The following is a 16,674-nucleotide window of genomic DNA, read 5'->3' as shown; positions in this document are numbered from 1 at the left end:
CTGCGGGCGCGTCCTCAATCGCCGGACGGGCTGAATTTCAGCCCGTCCGGCGATTGAGGACACCGCCGCCCAGCGGTGGTGCGGGCGATACGGCCCGCAGAGCCCGCGCAGCGGACGGGCAGCGGACGGGCTCACACGAAGCCCCGGCCAGGCCCTAGCCTCCAGGGGTGAACCACGTGGGCCGTCCCACCGTCGTCGCACGGATACGGAAGGACAGATTCGGGAAGCCCGCGTACTCTCCACGGCGGAGTGCGCGCACGCGCGCCCGCGCATCTGAACGAGGGCCCGATGAAGATCGAATTCCTGCTTCACAACGCGTACGGGATCGGCGGCACGATCCGCTCGACCGTCAACCTCGCCGCCGCCCTCGCGGACCGGCACGAGGTGCGGATCGTCAGCGTCAACCGCCCCGTGGACGACCCCGAGCTGACCATCGATCCACGGGTGCGCCTGACGCCCCTGGTGGATCTGCGCGAGGGCACCGAGGGCGACGAGTACGCGGCTCCGCGCAACCAGCTGCCGAGTGAGATCTTCCGTGACGAGCGCATCGACAACGGCCGGATGGCCGCGACCGCCCTCACCGACGAGCGGGTGGCCGCCCACCTCGCCGCCACCGACGCCGATGTCGTCATCGCCACCCGGCCCAAGCTCATCGGCTATCTCGCGAAGTACGGCAGCGACCGCTATCTGCGCCTCGGCCAGGAGCACCTCACCCACGAGGCGCACGTCCCCGAGCTGCACGCCGTGATGGATCCGGCGATCGCCGCGCTGGACGCCTTCGCCACCGTCTCCGAGGCCGACGCCGGGCACTACCGGGACGCCCTCCCCGGCGCCCACGCGAAGATCCTCTCCATTCCCAACGCCGTGCCGGCCCCGGCCGCCGCGCCCTCCACCGGTGACTCGAACACGATCGTCTCGGCCGGCCGGCTGGTGGCCGTCAAGCGCTACGACCGGCTCATCGCCGCCTTCGCCAAGGTCGCCGCCGAGCGCCCCGAGTGGAATCTGCGGATCTACGGCCGGGGCCCGGCCAAGGCCAAGCTGCGCCGGCAGATCGAGGAGCTGGGCCTGTACGAGCGGATCACGCTCATGGGCGCCCGCTCGCCCATCGAGACCGAGTGGTCCAAGGGCTCCGTCGCCGCCGTCGCCTCCGACGCCGAGTCCTTCGGGATGACCATCGTCGAGGCCATGCACGCGGGCCTGCCCGTGATCGCCACCGACTGCCCCTACGGCCCGCGCGAGATCCTCACCGACGGCACCGACGGGGTGCTCGTCCCGCTCGACGACGCCGACGCCGTCGACGCCTACGCCGGCGCGCTGCTGAAGCTCACCGGCGACGCCGAACAGCGCCGCCGCCTGGGCGCCGCCGCGCGCGAGACCGCCCACCGCTACGAGCCCGCGCGGATCGCCCAGCGCTACGAGGACCTCTTCGAGGAGCTGCGCCCGGGTTCCACGGCCGAGAAGAAGAAGGGACTGCTGCGCGGTCTCTTCGGCGGCGGCCGCCCCAAGAACGCCCCGGCCCCCGCGCCACGGGGAGACATCGCCCACCCCGTGGCGCGCTGTGCCGTCGAGGCCGACGGCACCCTGAGCGTGCGGCTGCCCGCCGAGCAGCTCACCGGCGCCGACACCCACATTCTGCTGCGCCACCGCGGCACCAAGGGCAAGGAGAGCGTGCGCGCCGAGCTGACGGGCCGCCGGGAGCCGGGCGGCTGGGCCGAGGCCCGCTTCGCGCCCGCGGCCCTGCCCGAGGGCCGTTGGGACAGCTACGTCGAGCGCCCCGGCGACAAGTCCCGGCGCCGGCTGGCCGCCGGGCTCGTCGAGCAGCAGGCCCTGCTGACCCTGCCGCTCGCGGTGACGGCGGACGGCGTCACGGCGCGCGTCCCGTACGAGACGAGCGACGGGTTCCTCGCCGTGCGCACCTGGCTGCGTCCCGAGCACGCCGAGGTCACCGAGGTGCGGGTCGGGGAGGAGGGGGTCACGCTCACCCTCGCCGCGCACGGCACGGTGTTCGGCGAGGGCGCCGAGCTGATCGCCCGGCTGCGCGGCGGTGACGGTTCGGTGGGGGACGTGCGCGCCCCGCTGACCGGCGGCACGGGTCGCCTGCCGTACGGGCCGATGGAGACGCGGCGCGGTGACGAGCAGGATCTGTGGGACCTGTGGGTGCGCCCGGCGGCGGGGGCCGCGCTGGTGCGCGTCGGCCGGATCGGCGGGGACTTCGCCGACCGCAAGGGCATCGACACCTTCCCGGCGGCGACCGGCGGCGGGGAAGGAAACGTCCGGCTGCGCCCGTACTTCACGGTGACCAACGACCTGACGATCGCCGTCAAGGACGTCGACGGGGAAGCGGCCGAATAGCCGGGGGCGGCTCCGGACGGAGGACGGCCGGGGCCGCCACCCCCCACAGGAGAGGCCCCGGCCGCCGTCCGGTGCGAACCATGGAGTGGCCCGCACTTCGTACAGCGCCACGACGCGCGATCGCGTCACACCCGTCGTCGCCGATCCGTTCCGCCGTGGCGGCGGGGCCCGTGTGGACGCGGCCGGGCCCGAGCCCGTAACGTGCCCTCTTCCGCCCCTGGTGGGCGCGATCGTCACTGCTTTTTCCCGGTGGCCGGGGTCATGGCCACATCTCCTGGGGGCTGAAGAAGATGTATCCGTGCGGTCATTGCCGCGCCGTCGCCGTGGGCCCGGACGGCCGCTGCGCGGCGTGCGGCTCCTACGGAACGCCGCGACCGGGCGGCATGCAGGCACCGCCGTACCCGTACGCCGGGGCGCTGCCCGTCGGCGGCGTGGACCTGCGGCGCGGGGTGCGTATCGCGCTGACCGTGCTGCTGTGGCTGAACGTGCCGATGCTGATGCTGGTCGTCGCGGCACGCGGCAGGCTCCGGGCGTCGTTGCAGGACTTCCTCGACGCGGGCCGGACGCTGTCCGCCGCGCAGAAGGTCGACGACGTGGAGTCCTTCGCCGTCGGCGTGGACTTCGTGTACTTCCTGGTGATGGCCGCCACGGCGGTGCTCTGGGTGATCTGGTTCCGGCGGGTGCGGCTCAACGCGGAGTACTTCGCACCGGGCACGCACCGCTTCGGTACCGGCTGGGCGGTGGGGGCGTGGTTCACGCCGGTCGTCAACTTCTGGTTCCCCAAGCAGATCGCCAACGACGTCTACCGGGCCAGCTCCCCGGCGGGCCCGCAGCACGTCCGCAAGGGGCTGCTCAACTCCTGGTGGTCCCTGTGGGTCGCGAGCGCGGTGTTCAGCGTTCTCGGGTCGGTCGTCTACTCGCTCGCCGACCAGAAGATCCGGGCCCACGACTATGACGCCGCGACCCTCCCCGGCGACGTCCAGTCCCTGATGACGGGTCTGTCCCTCACGATCTTCTCCCGGCTGCTGTTCCTGGTCGCCGCGGTGCTCGCGCCACTCGTCGTGGGGCAGCTGACGAAGATGCAGGAGCAGCGCGCGGCGGCGGGCCCCCAGCCCGGCTTCCCCCAGCCCGGGTATCCGCAGCCCGGCTACCCGCAGGGCGCCTTCCCCGCGCCCGGTTACCCCCAGCCCGGTTTCCCCGGTGGTGTGCCGCAGGGTGCCCCCGGTTATCCGCCCGCACAGCCCGGCCCGCAGGCCGGTCCGCAGCCCGGTTCCCCGTACGGCCCCGGCGGCCCTGCGCAGAATCCTTTCGGCAGCGGTCCGGCGGGCTACTGAAGTTCGGTTTCCACCAGTGGGGCAGGATGAGGGCGTGCAGGGGGACGACGCTGAGCTGACCGTCGCGGTGCGTGCGGCGCAGAACGGGGACGAGACGGCATTCCGTACCGTCTACCGGTCCGTGCATCCTCGGCTGCTCGGATACGTACGATCGCTCGTCGGTGACGCGGACGCCGAGGACGTGGCGTCCGAGGCGTGGTTGCAGATAGCCCGGGACCTGGCCCGGTTCTCCGGGGACGCCGACCGCTTCCGCGGCTGGGCGGCCCGGATCGCCCGCAACCGCGCGCTCGACCACATCCGGATGCGCGGACGGCGGCCGGCCGTCGGCGGTGACGAGAGCGAACTCGCGGGCCGGCCGGCCGACGCGGACACCGCGGTCGAGGCCTTGGAGTCCCTCGGCACCGGCCGTACCCTCGCTCTGATCGCCCAGCTCCCGCAGGACCAGGCCGAGGCCGTCGTGCTGCGCGTCGTCGTCGGACTCGACGCGAAGAGCGCGGCGGGCGTGCTCGGCAAGCGCCCGGGCGCGGTGCGCACGGCGGCGCACCGCGGCCTGCGGAAGCTGGCCGAGCTGGTCACGGCCGGAACCGGCCAGCAGTCGGCCGACCAGATCCCCGGACAGCGGCGGCCGTCCCCCGGAGCCAACGCTTCTGCGGGTGTGACGCAATTGCGGCCGCGGACGCAGAAGGACATGTGATGGCGGACGACCACCGGTACGACTGGCTGGATGACGACGCCGTGGAGCGGATGCTGCGCGGCGGAACGGTCGACTCCGCAGCCTTGGACGAAGACTCCCGGCCCGCCGCCGAGCGGCTGGCCGCGAGCCTCGCCGAGCTGCGGGCCCCGGCGCTGCCGGGCGCCGGGGCCGACGGGCCGCTGCCCGGCGAGGAGGCGGCGCTCGCCGCGTTCCGCGCCGCCCGGGCCGAGGGCGCGCCGGGCGTACGGGCGTCCTTGCGCTCGGTGCGCGGCGGCACGTCCGGGACCTCGGGGGCGTCCGGTGCCGCCACGGGCGCCGGTGAGCCCTTCGTGCGGCTCACCGCCCCGGCCAAGAGCCGGGCGTTCCTGCGCCGCCCCGTCAAGGGTGCGCTGGCGCTGGCCCTGGCCGGCTGCGCGCTCGGCGGCGTGGCGGTCGCCGCCGGTACGGGCGTCCTGCCGGGCCCCTTCGGGAGCGCCGGCAGCGCGCCCGCGCCCGCCACCAGCGTTTCGGCGGCCGAGGACCGTGACACCCGGACCCTGGCCCCCGGCCTCGACGACCCCACCGGCACGCCCTCGCCCGGCGCCACCGGCACCGGGCGGCCGGGCGGGAGACCCTCGGCGTCCGGTTCCGTGCCGACGGACCCCGGCGCGCCGACCGGGCGGGACAAGAAGGACGACGGCCCCGGCGAGAGCCCCTCGGCCACGCGCACCCGCGACGACGACCGCGCCGGGACCGGCAAGGACGGCGGCGCCAAGCCCAAGCCCGAGGTGTACGTCCGGGTGTGCGATCTGCTCCGCACCGGCCGGCAGCGTGACAAGCGCGCCGACGAGGACGAGGTCCGCACCCTGGAGCGAGCCGTGGGCGGGGCGGCGCGACTGCGCACCATCTGCACGGATGTCGTCAAGGGCAAGCTCCCCGACGGGGACGACGTGCCGCGCGGCTCACGGCCCGTGCCGCATTCGCGCAGCGCCCCGCACACCCGCTTGCCGGCACCGCCGGCGCTCCCCGCGCCCGCCCCGGTGACCCCGCTGCTCGACGTGCCGGTCCTCTGACCCACGGGCCGGCGGCGCGGCCGGGCCACGGGTTCCGCCGGATTCTTCCGACGGTGTGACGTTCGGTGTGACGTTTTTCGGCCCGGTGGCGCTGAAGGAAGTGGGCCGACTGGTCATCGGCCGCGCATGAGCTGGAGTTCCCCCAACAGCCGGCTCTGCGCACCCGGCGCGGGCGGAGCTCTTTCCCCCGGCTCTGCCCGCGCCCCCCTTCCCGCCCGGCCGGGGATGCCCGTGCGCGCCCCCGCCCCGGCCCGCTCCCGCGCCGCTACAGTCCGTCGCACAGGCTCTGGTGGTCGCCCGGCTGAGCGCCGGTCGACGGCGGCGGGAGGCGTGAACGCATGGCACGCGAATCGGACGGCACGTGGCGGACCGAGTCCGGACTGCCCGTCGAAGCGGTCTACGGGCCCGGTGCGCTGGACGGCTGGGACCCCGCCGAACGGCTGGGCGAGCCCGGCGCGTTCCCCTATACCCGCGGCGTCTACCCGACGATGTACACGGGCCGCCCCTGGACCATGCGGCAGTACGCCGGTTTCGGCACGGCCGCCGAGTCCAACGCCCGCTACCGGCGGCTCATCGAGCACGGCACGACGGGCCTGTCCGTCGCCTTCGACCTGCCCACCCAGATGGGCCACGACTCGGACGCCCCCCTCGCGAGCGGCGAGGTCGGCAAGGTCGGTGTCGCGATCGACTCCGTCGAGGACATGCGGACGCTGTTCGACGGCATCCCGCTCGACCGGGTCTCCACCTCGATGACCATCAACGCCCCGGCGGCCCCGCTCCTGCTGCTCTACCAGCTCGTCGGCGAGGAACAGGGCGTCCCTGCGGACCGGCTGAACGGCACCGTCCAGAACGACGTCCTGAAGGAGTACATCGCGCGCGGGACGTACATCTTCCCGCCCAAGCCGTCGCTGCGGCTGACCGCGGACGTCTTCCGGTACTGCGGTGCCGAGATCCCCCGGTGGAACACGATCTCGATCTCCGGCTACCACATGGCCGAGGCGGGGGCCTCGCCCGCGCAGGAGATCGCCTTCACCCTGGCCGACGGCATCGAGTACGTCCGCACGGCCGTCGCGGCGGGCATGGCCGTCGACGACTTCGCCCCGCGGCTGAGTTTCTTCTTCGTCTCCCGCACGACGCTCCTGGAGGAGGTCGCCAAGTTCCGGGCGGCCCGGCGGATCTGGGCGCGGGTGATGCGCGAGGAGTTCGGGGCGCGCGATCCCAAGTCGCTGATGCTGCGCTTCCACACCCAGACGGCGGGGGTGCAGCTGACCGCGCAGCAGCCCGAACTGAACCTGGTGCGGGTGGCCGTCCAGGGCCTCGCCGCCGTCCTGGGCGGCACCCAGTCGCTGCACACCAACTCCTTCGACGAGGCCATCGCCCTGCCCACCGACAAGTCCGCCCGGCTGGCCCTGCGCACCCAGCAGGTCCTCGCCCACGAGACCGATATCACGGCGACGGTCGACCCGTTCGCGGGCTCGTACGCCGTCGAGTCGCTGACCGACGGCGTGGAAGAGGCCGCGCTGGCGTTGATGACCCGCGTCGAGGACCTGGGCGGTGCCGTCGCCGCCATCGAGCACGGCTTCCAGAAGGGCGAGATCGAACGCAACGCCTACCGCATCGCCCGTGAGACCGACAGCGGAGAGCGGGTGGTCGTGGGGGTCAACCGCTTCCGGCTCGCCGAGGAGGACCCGTACGAGCCGCTGCGCGTGGACCCGGCGATCGAGGCCCGGCAGACCCGCCGCCTGGCCCGGCTGCGTGCCGAACGCGACGGGCGGGCGGTGGAAGCGGCGCTGTCGGACCTCAGGCGCGCGGCCGAGGGCACGGACAACGTCCTGTACCCGATGAAGGACGCCCTGCGCGCGCGGGCGACGATCGGCGAGGTGTGCGGCGCGCTCCGCGAGGTCTGGGGCACGCACGTGCCGACGGAGTCGTTCTGAGGCGCCGGTCGGCAGCCCGGGGTCCCTCCACGCTGCGTCACACTGGTGTCATGTCCTCTCCCCGCCGTACCTGTCCCGTCTGTGCCCGTGAGATCGCCGTGGTCGGTGGGCGGTTCGCCCGGCACGATCCGCCGGGCCGCCGTTCGTCCTTCGAGCTGATCTCCTGCCCCGGGTCGCGGAAGTCCGCGCCCCTGCTGTCGACGGCCCCCCGGCTCTTCGATCCGGACGAGCCGCCGACGCCGGGGCAGCAGCAGCTGTTCTGAGCGGGGTGCCCCCGGCGGGGGCGGTCAGAGGATGACGTGGGGCAGGAAGCGCGCGTAGCCGTCCGTGACGAGTCCGGCCGACTCCCGGATGCCCAGTCCCGCCGCCTCGTCCTCGACGACCCATGCGCCGAGCACCACGCGGTTGCCGTCGAAGTCGGGCAGTGGTGACAGCTCCTGGTAGCAGCAGGCCTCGTCGCGGACGGGCGCGGCGGAGCCCGGTTCGTGGACGGTGACGCCCGCGCCCTCGCGGCCGAACAGCGGCTTGGCGACGTAGCCGCGGCCGTGGGCCAGCTCGCGCGGGCCGTCGAGGTAGGCGGGCAGCAGGTTCGGATGGCCGGGGAACAGCTCCCACAACACCGCGAGCAGCGCCTTGTTGGAGAGCAGCATCTTCCAGGCGGGCTCGATCCACAGGGTGGAGCCGGTGCCGCCGCCGTTGTCGAGGGTGTCCAGGACGTGCGGGCCGAAGCGGTCCGTGGCCAGCCACTCCCAGGGGTACAGCTTGAAGCAGGCGCGTACGAAGCCGTACCGCTCGTCGACGAAGCGGCCGGAGAGCCGGTCCCAGCCGATGTCCTCCATCGAGATGGCCCGGGTGTCGAGGCCGGCCTGTTCGGCGGTCTCGCGCAGATAGGCGACCGTCATCAGGTCCTCGCCCAGCTCGTCGTCGGCCGAGTGCGCGAAGTACAGCGGCGCGCCGGGCGGCAGCAGCGGCGCCTGCCGCTTCCAGGAGTCGACGAGCCGCTCGTGGAGCGAGTTCCACTGGTCGGCGTCCGGGAAGCGGTCCTCCATCCAGAACCACTGCGGGCTCGCCGCCTCCACGAGCGAGGTGGGAGTGTCGGCGTTGTACTCCAGCATCTTGGCCGGGCCGTCCCCGTCGTAACGCAAGTCGAACCGGCCGTAGAGGGAAGGCAGTTCCGTGCGCCGCCGCCAGGACTCGGCGATCAGTGCGGTCAGGCGCGGGTCGGTGATGCCGAGGTCGGCGAAGCGGCCGGTGTCCACGATGTGCGCGGCGGCCTCCAGGCACATGCCGTGCAGTTCCTCGACGACCTTCTCCAGCTCCTCTATCTCCTCCAGCTCGAAGGAGTAGTACGCGCTCTCGTCCCAGTAGGGCCGCAGCGAACCGTCGGGGTAGCGGGTGAGGGGGTAGACCAGGCCCTGTTCCTCGACGGTGGACTGCCAGCCGGGGCGGGGTTCCGTGCGGTGGCGGCGCATGGTCGCTCAGCCACCGCCCGAGCCGGAACCGGAGCAGCCGAAGCCGCCGCGGTCGACGGCCTGGCTCTTGCTGAACGTGCCGCGGTCGGAGAAGCCGCCGGACTTGCTGCCGTCGTAGTACCAGCGCCCCGAGGACGAGGAGCCGCCGCTCCCGCCGCTGCCACTGCCGCTGCCACTGCCGCTGCCACCGCCCTTGCCGCACGCCTTGGAGTCGACGACCTTGTAGCCGCGCGAGACGTCGTAGCTGTTCGGGTCGACGCACCGCTTGTCCGGTTCGGAACCGCAGGAGGTCAAGGCGGTCGCGAGGACGCCCATTCCACCCAATACGACCGTACTGGACCGCAGTCGCCGCCTTGTCTTCGCTGCCATGTAGCCGACCCCCGTCAACTCGGACCGATGAAAGTCCGTTCACCCTAAGGGGCGCGTCCCGCGGGAGGAACTCAGGGCGTTCTACAGTCGGTATGTGCTCTTGGGGATGATCTGCGCGCTCGGTTCGGCGGTCTGCTTCGGCACCGCGTCCGTCCTCCAGGCCGTCGCGGCCCGGGCCGCCGCGCCCGGCAGCGGCTCGGGCGTGGACGCGCTGCTGCTGATGCGCGTCCTGCGCCAATGGCGCTACCTGGCGGGTCTGGCCCTCGACGGCATCGGCTTCGCACTGGAGCTGGTCGCCCTGCGCTCCCTGCCCATCTACGCCGTCGGCGCCGCGCTCGCCGCGAGCCTCGCGGTGACGGCCGTGGCGGCCTCCCGGGTGCTGCGGGTGCGGCTCAGCGGCGTGGAGTGGGCGGCGGTGGGCGTGGTGTGCGGGGGTCTCGCGCTGCTCGGCCTGTCCTCCGGCGAGGAGGGCGACGAGACGGGCTCCCTGGCGCTGCGCGTGGGAGTGCTGTGCGTCGCGGGAGGGGTGCTGGGCCTGGGCGCGCTGGCGGGGCGGCTCCCCGGCCGGGCCCGGGCGGCGGCCCTCGGCCTGGGCTCGGGCATCGGCTTCGGGGTGGTGGAGGTGGCGGTCCGCCTCGCCGACGACGTCGCACCGGGCGCGCTCGTCACCAACCCCGCCGCGTACGCCGTACTCCTGGGCGGCGGCGCGGCGTTCCTGCTGCTGACGTCGGCGCTCCAGCGCGGCTCGGTGACGGCGGCGACCGCCGGCATGGTCATCGGCGAGACGCTCGGTCCGGCGCTGGTCGGCGTGATCTGGCTCGGCGACCGCACGAGGCCGGGGCTGGCGCCACTGGCGGTGACGGGGTTCGCTTTGGCGATCCTGGGGGCCCTGGCGCTGGGTCGCTTTGGCGAGGCGCCTTCGCCGTCTCGGTGACGTGTGGGCCCCGCCGCGGGCCGGTGTCGTCCGCACCCCCGCTGCGCGGTGGTGTCCTCAAGCTCCCCCAGCTACCGCTGGGAGGTACCCCCAGGGGCTTGATGTGGCTGGTGTCGGCCGACATCAGCCCAATCAAGCCTTGGCACAGGTTTGGGCCGAGCCCAGCCAAATCCAGCCCGTCCGGCGATTGAGGACGCGCCCGCAGGGCGCTCGCCGCCGCAGGCGGCACCAACGGCCCGCCGGCCAGGCAAGAGGCGCTCAGCCGCCGCAGGCGGCATCAACGGGCCGCCGGCCAGGCGAGAGGCCATCCCGAATAGTCAATTCAACAGCCACCCAAATCACCAAACGGCTTCGCCGCCACGCATAAGCGCCACATAAAGCCCCCACCCGCAACCTATCACCCCAACCTCCCGCCCTGAAATCAAGTCCCCTTCCCAAGACGGAATTTCACCTTCCAGATATACCGAGTTGACGGCCCCTCACCAGCGCTTATGCTCACCCAGCCAATACCTGGCATCCCCCAACACGTTGGAAAGGCCGACTCGGTGAAGAGAAGTGTCTACTCCGCGAGAGCGAGAAGACAGACGAATACCGGCATGCGCGGCGCCTGCCTGACCGTGGTGTCATTGGCGCTTGTCGCCGGGTTGCTCGGCACGAGCCCCGCGTCGGCCGACGCGGCGGATGACGTCACCATCGTCAACCAGGTCCCGGCGACCGACCGTGGCCGAATAGTCGACCTGTGGAAGACCGGCGGGCCCGGCGTCAAGGCCGCCGCCGAAGCGGCTCTGCTGGGCAGTGACGAGGATGTCCGTCGCTTCCTCGACAGCGAGAAGGAACTCGCCGAGCTGCACGACGACCGCGTGGCCACGGTCCAGGTGTTCACCCTGGGCGGCCGTGGGGTGCGCGAGGCCGCGAAGCAGGCCCTCGCCGGTACCCGGGAGGAGCTGCGGACGTTCCTGCGGAGCGGCTGGCAGGCTCCGATGGAGCAGGACCAGCGGGTCCAGGTCATGCAGATCGTCAGCGCGGGCGGCAGCGGCGTCCAGGAAGCGGGCAAGGCCGCGCTGAACGGCACGCAGGAGGACGTCCGCAGGTTCCTCGACGAGGGGCAGTTCCCGGCCCAGGAGGCCGACGACCGGGTCCGGCTCATGCAGATCATGAGTTCCGGCGGCCCCGCGACGAAGGAGGCCGCGAAGGTCGCCCTCGCCGGCACCATCGACGACATCCGGGAGTTCCTGGACGTCGGCCAGAACGTGGCCCGCGCCCGGGACGAGGAGCGCGCCACGGTCGCCCAGCTGGCCGAGCGCGCCAAGGAGGCGGGCAAGCTCGCCAAGCGGGAGACCGAGGCCGCGAAGGACGCTTCCGAGCGCGCGGTGATGGCCGCGAAGCTGGCCAAGGAAGCCGCGCAGAAGGCGGCCAAGGAGACCGAGGCGGCGAAGAAGGACTCCAAGCTGGCGGCGAACGCCGCGGGCCGGGCGGCGGAAGCCGCGACCGGTGCCGCCGAGGCGGCCCAGGAGGCCATCGGGGCGGCCCGCGCGGCCAACACCTCGGCCCGTATCGCGGCCAGTGCCGCGTCCCAGGCGGCCGAGGCCGCCGCGGGTGCCGCCGAGGCCGCGGCGCGCGCACGGGGCGCGGCGGCGAACGCGGCGACCGACGCGGGCCAGGCCTCGGCCGCCCGCAAGGCCGCCGAGGACGCCCGCAACGCCGCCAAGGGCGCCCGGCTCGCCGCCGACGCCGCCGTGGCGGCGGGCGAGGCGGCGACCCAGGCCGGTGAGGCGGCGTCGGCCGCGGCCGGTGCGGGCGCCAACGCCATCGCCGCGGCGGACGCCGCGGACGAGGCCGGCAACTTCGCCGACGCCGCCGGCGCACAGTCCGCCGTCGCCAGGTCGGCCGCCGCCGCGGCCCGTCGTCACGCACGCGAGGCGACCCGTGCGGCGAACGCCGCCCAGTCGCTGGCCCAGCAGGCCGCGAGCGCCGCCTACCAGGCGCGTGACGCCGCGACCTCGGCCGCCGAGCACGCGGAGAAGGCGGCGGACGCCGCCGAGGAGGCCGCGAAGCACGCCGGTGAGGCGGCGAAGGCCGCCGCGGAGTCCACCGCCCACGCGGAGGCCGCGAAGAAGGCCGCCAACGTGGCGTCCGACTCCGTGAACAAGGCCCGTACCGTCCAGGAGATCGCCCGCAAGGTCGAGGACGAGGAGCTCAAGTCCCGCACGGCCGGTGCGATCGAGCAGGCGAAGGACCTCAAGGCGGCCGACAACGACCGCAAGGCCAAGGCCGCGGACGCCGTCAAGGAAGCCAAGGCGCTGGACGAGGAGGCCACCCGGCTCGCCGCCGAGGCCGCCAAGCCCGGTACGGACACCAAGGAGGTGGCCGACAAGGGCCGCCGGGTGGCGCTGCTGGCGATGAAGACCCGTGGCCCCTGGAGCCGTACCGCCGCCGAGGCGGCGCTCGCCGCGTCGGACGACGCGGTCCGCGCCTACGTACGGTCGGGCTGGAAGACGGCCGCGCAGCAGGACGAGCGCGCCCGCGTCGAGCGACTGGTGGACGAGGCCGACTCGGAAGCCGTGCGCAAGGCCGCGGCGGAGGCCCTCAAGGGTGACGCCGCGAAGATCAGCGAGTTCCTGCGCACCGGTCAGCACCAGGCGGCGGTCGACGACTACCGCGTGAGCGTGGTCCAGATCGCCAACAACAGCAAGCGGGGCATCCAGGAAGCGGCCAAGGCGGCGCTGAAGGACGGCTCGCCGACGAAGCTGCGCGAGTTCCTCAACGAGGGCCAGTACGCGGCACGCGAGGCGGACGAGCGCGTCGAGGCCGTGCAGCTGCAGAGCACCGGCGGCGCCGAGGTCAAGGCGGCCGCCCGGGTCGCTCTGGAGTCCCCGCCGCTGCTGCTGCACGCGTTCATCCAGAACGGGCAGTTCAAGGCCGCGCGCAAGGACCAGCTGACCGCCACCCACGTGGCCGAGGTCAAGTCGCTCATCGCGGGGGCCTCCGTGGTCGCCGCGACCGCCCAGCAGAACGCGGCGGAGGCGGCGCGCGTCGCGGCCGTCGCCCGCAAGGCGTCCGCCGAAGCCGACGGTTACGCCAAGCAGGCCGCCGACTCGGCCAAGGAGGCCAAGGGCTACGCGGTGGACGCGCTGAACTCGGCCAAGCAGGCCGCGTCGTCGGCGGCGGACGCCGCCAAGTCCGCCAAGGTCGCCCGTGACGCCGAGGCCGCCGCCAAGCGCGACGCCCGCGACGCGGAGAACTCCGCCGCCCGTGCGGCCGTCTCCGCTTCCTGGGCCCGCTCGTCGGCCGACGAGGCCTACGCCGCCTCCGAAGAGGCCCGTGCCTCCGCCACGGCCGCCGGCAAGGACTCCGACGCCGCGAACAAGGCGGCCGAGGAGGCCTACGAGGTCGCCGTCGCCAAGCAGCGTGCCGAGGACGAGGCCCGCCGCCGCGAGGAGCAGCTCCGCAAGGAGCGCGAGGAGGAACTGCGCAGGCAGGCCGAGAAGGACGACGACGGCTGGGGCTGGGGCAAGTGGGGCCACCTGGCCCTCGACGTCGTGGGCGCCGTCCCCGGCATCGGCACCATCGCCAACGGCGTCAACTGCGCCTGGTACGGGGCCGAAGGGGACTACGGCAACGCCGCCCTGTCCTGCATGGCCGCCATCCCGGTCGCCGGTGAGGCCGCCACGGCGGCCAAGCTCGCCAAGTACGGCGAGAAGGGTCTCGGCTTCATCAAGGGCCTCCGCAGGGCCTGCAAGAACAGCTTCACCCCGGGCACGCCCGTGCTCATGGCCGACGGCTCCGCCAAGCCCATCAAGGACGTGCGGACCGGCGAGAACGTGCTGGCCACCGACCCCGAGACGGGCCTGACCGAAGCCCAGCCCGTCGAGGGCGTCATCGTCGGCAACGGCGTGAAGCAGCTGGTGAACCTCACCGTCGACACCGACGGTGACAAGGGCGACGCCACCGGCACGGTCACCGCGACCGCGGGCCACCCCTTCTGGCTCGCCGACCGGCACGCCTGGGTCAAGGCCGGCGACATCGAGCCGGGTGCGAAGCTGCGCTCCTCGAACGGTACGACCGTCGAGGTCACGGGCACCGACGCGCGGACGGCCACGCAGCAGGTATTCAACCTCACCGTCAGCTCCATCCACTCGTACTACGTGCTCGCGGGCCGCACCCCGGTCCTCGCCCACAACGCCGAGTGCAAGATCGACGGCATCGCTGAGGACTGGGCCCAGAAGGGCTTCCACGTGAAGCTGCCGGGCAAGGGCAGTGCCGGTGAGGTCTCCGTCGCGGCCGACAAGACCGGTGCGATCACCTACCGGTCCACGTTCTCCGGCAAGGCGGGCAAGGAAGCGCTGGCCGCGGCCAAGAAGAGCTTCTCCAACGCCGCGTTCCAGAAGAAGGCCCTGGCGGCGGCCGAGAAGGGACTGAAGTACCTCAAGGAGAATCACAGCTACAGCCAGGAGATCCCCGGCCTGGAGCGGCTGGTGGAGACACTGAAGAAGCTCACCTCGTGAGTGGGCGACCGATGAGTCCGGACGAGTTCCGATGAGTGAGGAGCGACCCTGATGAATGCCCTCCTGCGCTTCCTGCGCACGGGAGAGCTGGGCGCGGCCGTCCCCGGCACCGCCTACCGCGACATCGTCGCGCGGTGGGGGGAGCCGGACGGTTTCGCCAGCGAGGACCCGGTGTTCTGTCTGTACGGCGACGTGCAGCTGGGGTTCTCTGACGAAGGCGCGCTCCGGCTCATCGCGGTCGAGCCCGACGGGGACACGGTGTCCGTTCCCGGTGACGGGGGAACGTTCTTCGACGAGCGGGTTCCCCGCCTCTCGGAGGCACTGGCCCGGCTGGCCGAGGACGGTTACGGCGCGGCGAAGTGCGCGCCGTTCGTCCCGGACGAGACGTGGTGGCGGATCGACCGCTCCGGCGTCCTCGTCGCGGACGACCCGGACGACCGCCTGACGGCGATCCACCGGACCCTGCCCTAGCCGGCCCCGGCACCATCACCGCGCACGCGACGCAGCCCCCTTTCCGGCCCTGCCGGGGAGGGGGTTCGCCGTTGCCCCGCGCCCCGGGCGCCACCCCTTGAGGACCGGGTGGCTCAGGACCGCGTGGCCCTCTCGCATTCGTCCCCGGCGGATGCGCCCCGCCAGACCGGCGCGCTGCGGTCGTACGGGTCGACCTCCGTGCCGCTTCCGTCCGCCCGGCGGTCCGTGCCGAAGGGCGGGGTGAAGTAGCCCGTGGGGGCGCCGCAGCCGCCGTTGGTCATGGCGTATTTCTGCGAGACGATCGAGAACGTGCCCGGCTCGGTGATCACCTTGCCGGGGTCGTCCCAGCTCAGGACCAGCTCGCGCCGGACGATCGTGCGCACGATCTCGTCGTCGCCGCCCGCGTCCGCGCGGGTGACCGGGTAGACGAAGGTGACGTCGGCGGTCACCTGGAGCGCGCCGCGCTCGCCCTCCCGGTAGGTGAGCCGGCCCCGGGTCTTCACGACGTCGCCGACCAGGCGGGTGCGGGAGGGCTGGAAGCGGCTGAAGAGCAAGAGGGGGTCGTTCTTCTCGCTCGGGCTCCGGAAAGCGGTCCGCAGGAGGTCCTGGACGTCCTTCTGGTGCGGATTGATCAGCGCGATCGCCTTCTCGGGGCGCTCGCCCCGCAGCACCTCGCGGTCCAGGCCGGACGCGACGAGGAAGTCCCGGCTGCGGGCCAGGGCACGCTCGACCTCGGCCTCGCTCATCCAGCCGACCGCCGCGGCCTTCGGCACGGTGATCCCCGCCGCGCCGCTCGCCCAGTCCGCCGCCGGTGAGCCGCGGAACGGCTCCTCCTTGGTGGGGCGTCGGTCCGCCGCCAGCGGGGGTGCCTGGTCCGGGCGGGCGGTCTCGGCCGCCGACGGCGGGGAGCCGGGATCGTCACCGGCGAACAGGTCCACTATTCGCCCCGGCACGAGCGCCACCACCAGCAGCACCAGCGAGGCCAGCAGCCCGGCCACGTACCAGCCGGTGCGCCGCTTGGGCCGCGCGGGCGTGTAACTGCGCCAGCCCTCCGGGACGCGGTCCGGCTCATCGCGCAGCCGCCTCGCCACGGCGCGGGCCCGCGCCGACGGCTCCTTGGGCGCGTCGGCGGCACCCGCCACCGACTCGCGCAGAAACCGCTCCCACTCCTCGTCGGACCTCGACGAGCCGTCCGGCTCCGTACCAGCACCCATCCCCGAACCCCCTGGCAAGCAACAGAACGCTTCCCCATTCCCTGGGACGCGTCCGCATAATGACATGGAGCACTGACAGCGGGGCACGGTGGAGACCGTGCGAGGACTCGCGCCACGGGGCGCGGACTCCGGCTGCGGCCACAAAAATTTATGTCAAAGAAATCCGGGAATCCGGAGCGCGGAAATACGGGCAGCCGAACCGGATCACATATAAGGATGACATAAATGTGCCGCCCACAATCTATCACCAGCGCCGACTTTGCGTGTTCTTGACGATGGCTCAGGCCCGCATTCCGTGGCCGCCAAGGGCCTACCGCGAGTAACGCATTGACGCGTACAC

General features: G+C 73.1%; 12 protein-coding genes. 9 read left to right on the top strand and 3 right to left on the bottom strand.

The features are described 5' to 3' along the window. Positions 1-288: 288 nt before the first annotated feature. The 6 genes from ACZ6MA_RS13800 to ACZ6MA_RS13775 all read left to right on the top strand — a co-directional run bounded on the left by ACZ6MA_RS13800 (position 289) and on the right by ACZ6MA_RS13775 (position 7,632). The gene (locus tag ACZ6MA_RS13800; RefSeq protein WP_469433595.1) at positions 289-2,352 is read left to right on the top strand and encodes a glycosyltransferase; all 2,064 of its coding nucleotides are present in this window, start codon (positions 289-291) and stop codon (positions 2,350-2,352) included. Positions 2,353-2,735: 383 nt separating this feature from the next. Continuing rightward, positions 2,736-3,686, top strand: coding sequence for a DUF4328 domain-containing protein (locus ACZ6MA_RS13795; RefSeq protein ID WP_469433593.1), 951 nt, complete (start codon positions 2,736-2,738; stop codon positions 3,684-3,686). A gap of 34 nt (positions 3,687-3,720) precedes the next feature. Then, a complete protein-coding gene (locus ACZ6MA_RS13790; RefSeq protein ID WP_469433592.1) occupies positions 3,721-4,380 on the top strand; it encodes an RNA polymerase sigma factor in 660 nt (219 codons plus the stop codon). Then, positions 4,380-5,432, top strand: a complete 1,053-nt coding sequence (locus tag ACZ6MA_RS13785; RefSeq protein WP_469433590.1) for a hypothetical protein — start codon at positions 4,380-4,382, stop codon at positions 5,430-5,432. The genes ACZ6MA_RS13790 and ACZ6MA_RS13785 overlap by 1 nt, the downstream gene beginning before the upstream one ends. Positions 5,433-5,770: 338 nt before the next feature. After that, positions 5,771-7,369, top strand: a complete 1,599-nt coding sequence (locus ACZ6MA_RS13780) for an acyl-CoA mutase large subunit family protein (protein WP_469433589.1) — start codon at positions 5,771-5,773, stop codon at positions 7,367-7,369. A gap of 50 nt (positions 7,370-7,419) precedes the next feature. Beyond that, positions 7,420-7,632 (top strand): hypothetical protein, encoded by a 213-nt coding sequence (locus ACZ6MA_RS13775; protein ID WP_130879522.1) that lies wholly within the window; start codon positions 7,420-7,422, stop codon positions 7,630-7,632. Between the two features lie 24 nt (positions 7,633-7,656). On the opposite strand, the gene ACZ6MA_RS13770 is transcribed toward ACZ6MA_RS13775, so the two are convergent. Next, positions 7,657-8,841, bottom strand: a complete 1,185-nt coding sequence (locus tag ACZ6MA_RS13770; protein ID WP_469433587.1) for a glutathionylspermidine synthase family protein — start codon at positions 8,839-8,841, stop codon at positions 7,657-7,659. A gap of 6 nt (positions 8,842-8,847) precedes the next feature. Then, positions 8,848-9,156, bottom strand: a complete 309-nt coding sequence (locus ACZ6MA_RS13765; RefSeq protein ID WP_469433586.1) for a hypothetical protein — start codon at positions 9,154-9,156, stop codon at positions 8,848-8,850. Between the two features lie 160 nt (positions 9,157-9,316). On the opposite strand from ACZ6MA_RS13765, the gene ACZ6MA_RS13760 reads away from it, so the two are divergent. The 3 genes from ACZ6MA_RS13760 to ACZ6MA_RS13750 all read left to right on the top strand — a co-directional run bounded on the left by ACZ6MA_RS13760 (position 9,317) and on the right by ACZ6MA_RS13750 (position 15,120). Further along, positions 9,317-10,144 (top strand): DMT family protein, encoded by an 828-nt coding sequence (locus tag ACZ6MA_RS13760; protein ID WP_469434092.1) that lies wholly within the window; start codon positions 9,317-9,319, stop codon positions 10,142-10,144. A gap of 596 nt (positions 10,145-10,740) precedes the next feature. After that, on the top strand, positions 10,741-14,649 hold the full coding sequence (locus ACZ6MA_RS13755; RefSeq protein ID WP_469433584.1) for a polymorphic toxin-type HINT domain-containing protein: 3,909 nt from the start codon (positions 10,741-10,743) through the stop codon (positions 14,647-14,649). Positions 14,650-14,700: 51 nt separating this feature from the next. Continuing rightward, complete coding sequence (locus tag ACZ6MA_RS13750) at positions 14,701-15,120, top strand: hypothetical protein (RefSeq protein WP_469433583.1); 420 nt, start codon at positions 14,701-14,703, stop codon at positions 15,118-15,120. 113 nt (positions 15,121-15,233) lie between these two features. Here ACZ6MA_RS13750 and ACZ6MA_RS13745 read toward each other — a convergent pair whose 3' ends face one another. Then, positions 15,234-16,334: a hypothetical protein gene (locus ACZ6MA_RS13745; RefSeq protein WP_469433581.1), complete on the bottom strand. Its 1,101-nt coding sequence runs from the start codon at positions 16,332-16,334 to the stop codon at positions 15,234-15,236. Positions 16,335-16,674: the final 340 nt, after the last annotated feature.

Source organism: Streptomyces sp. NPDC042259 (assembly GCF_055582085.1).
The sequence above is the reverse complement of the archived record's forward strand: the minus strand, read 5'-3'. Positions and strand labels throughout refer to the sequence as shown.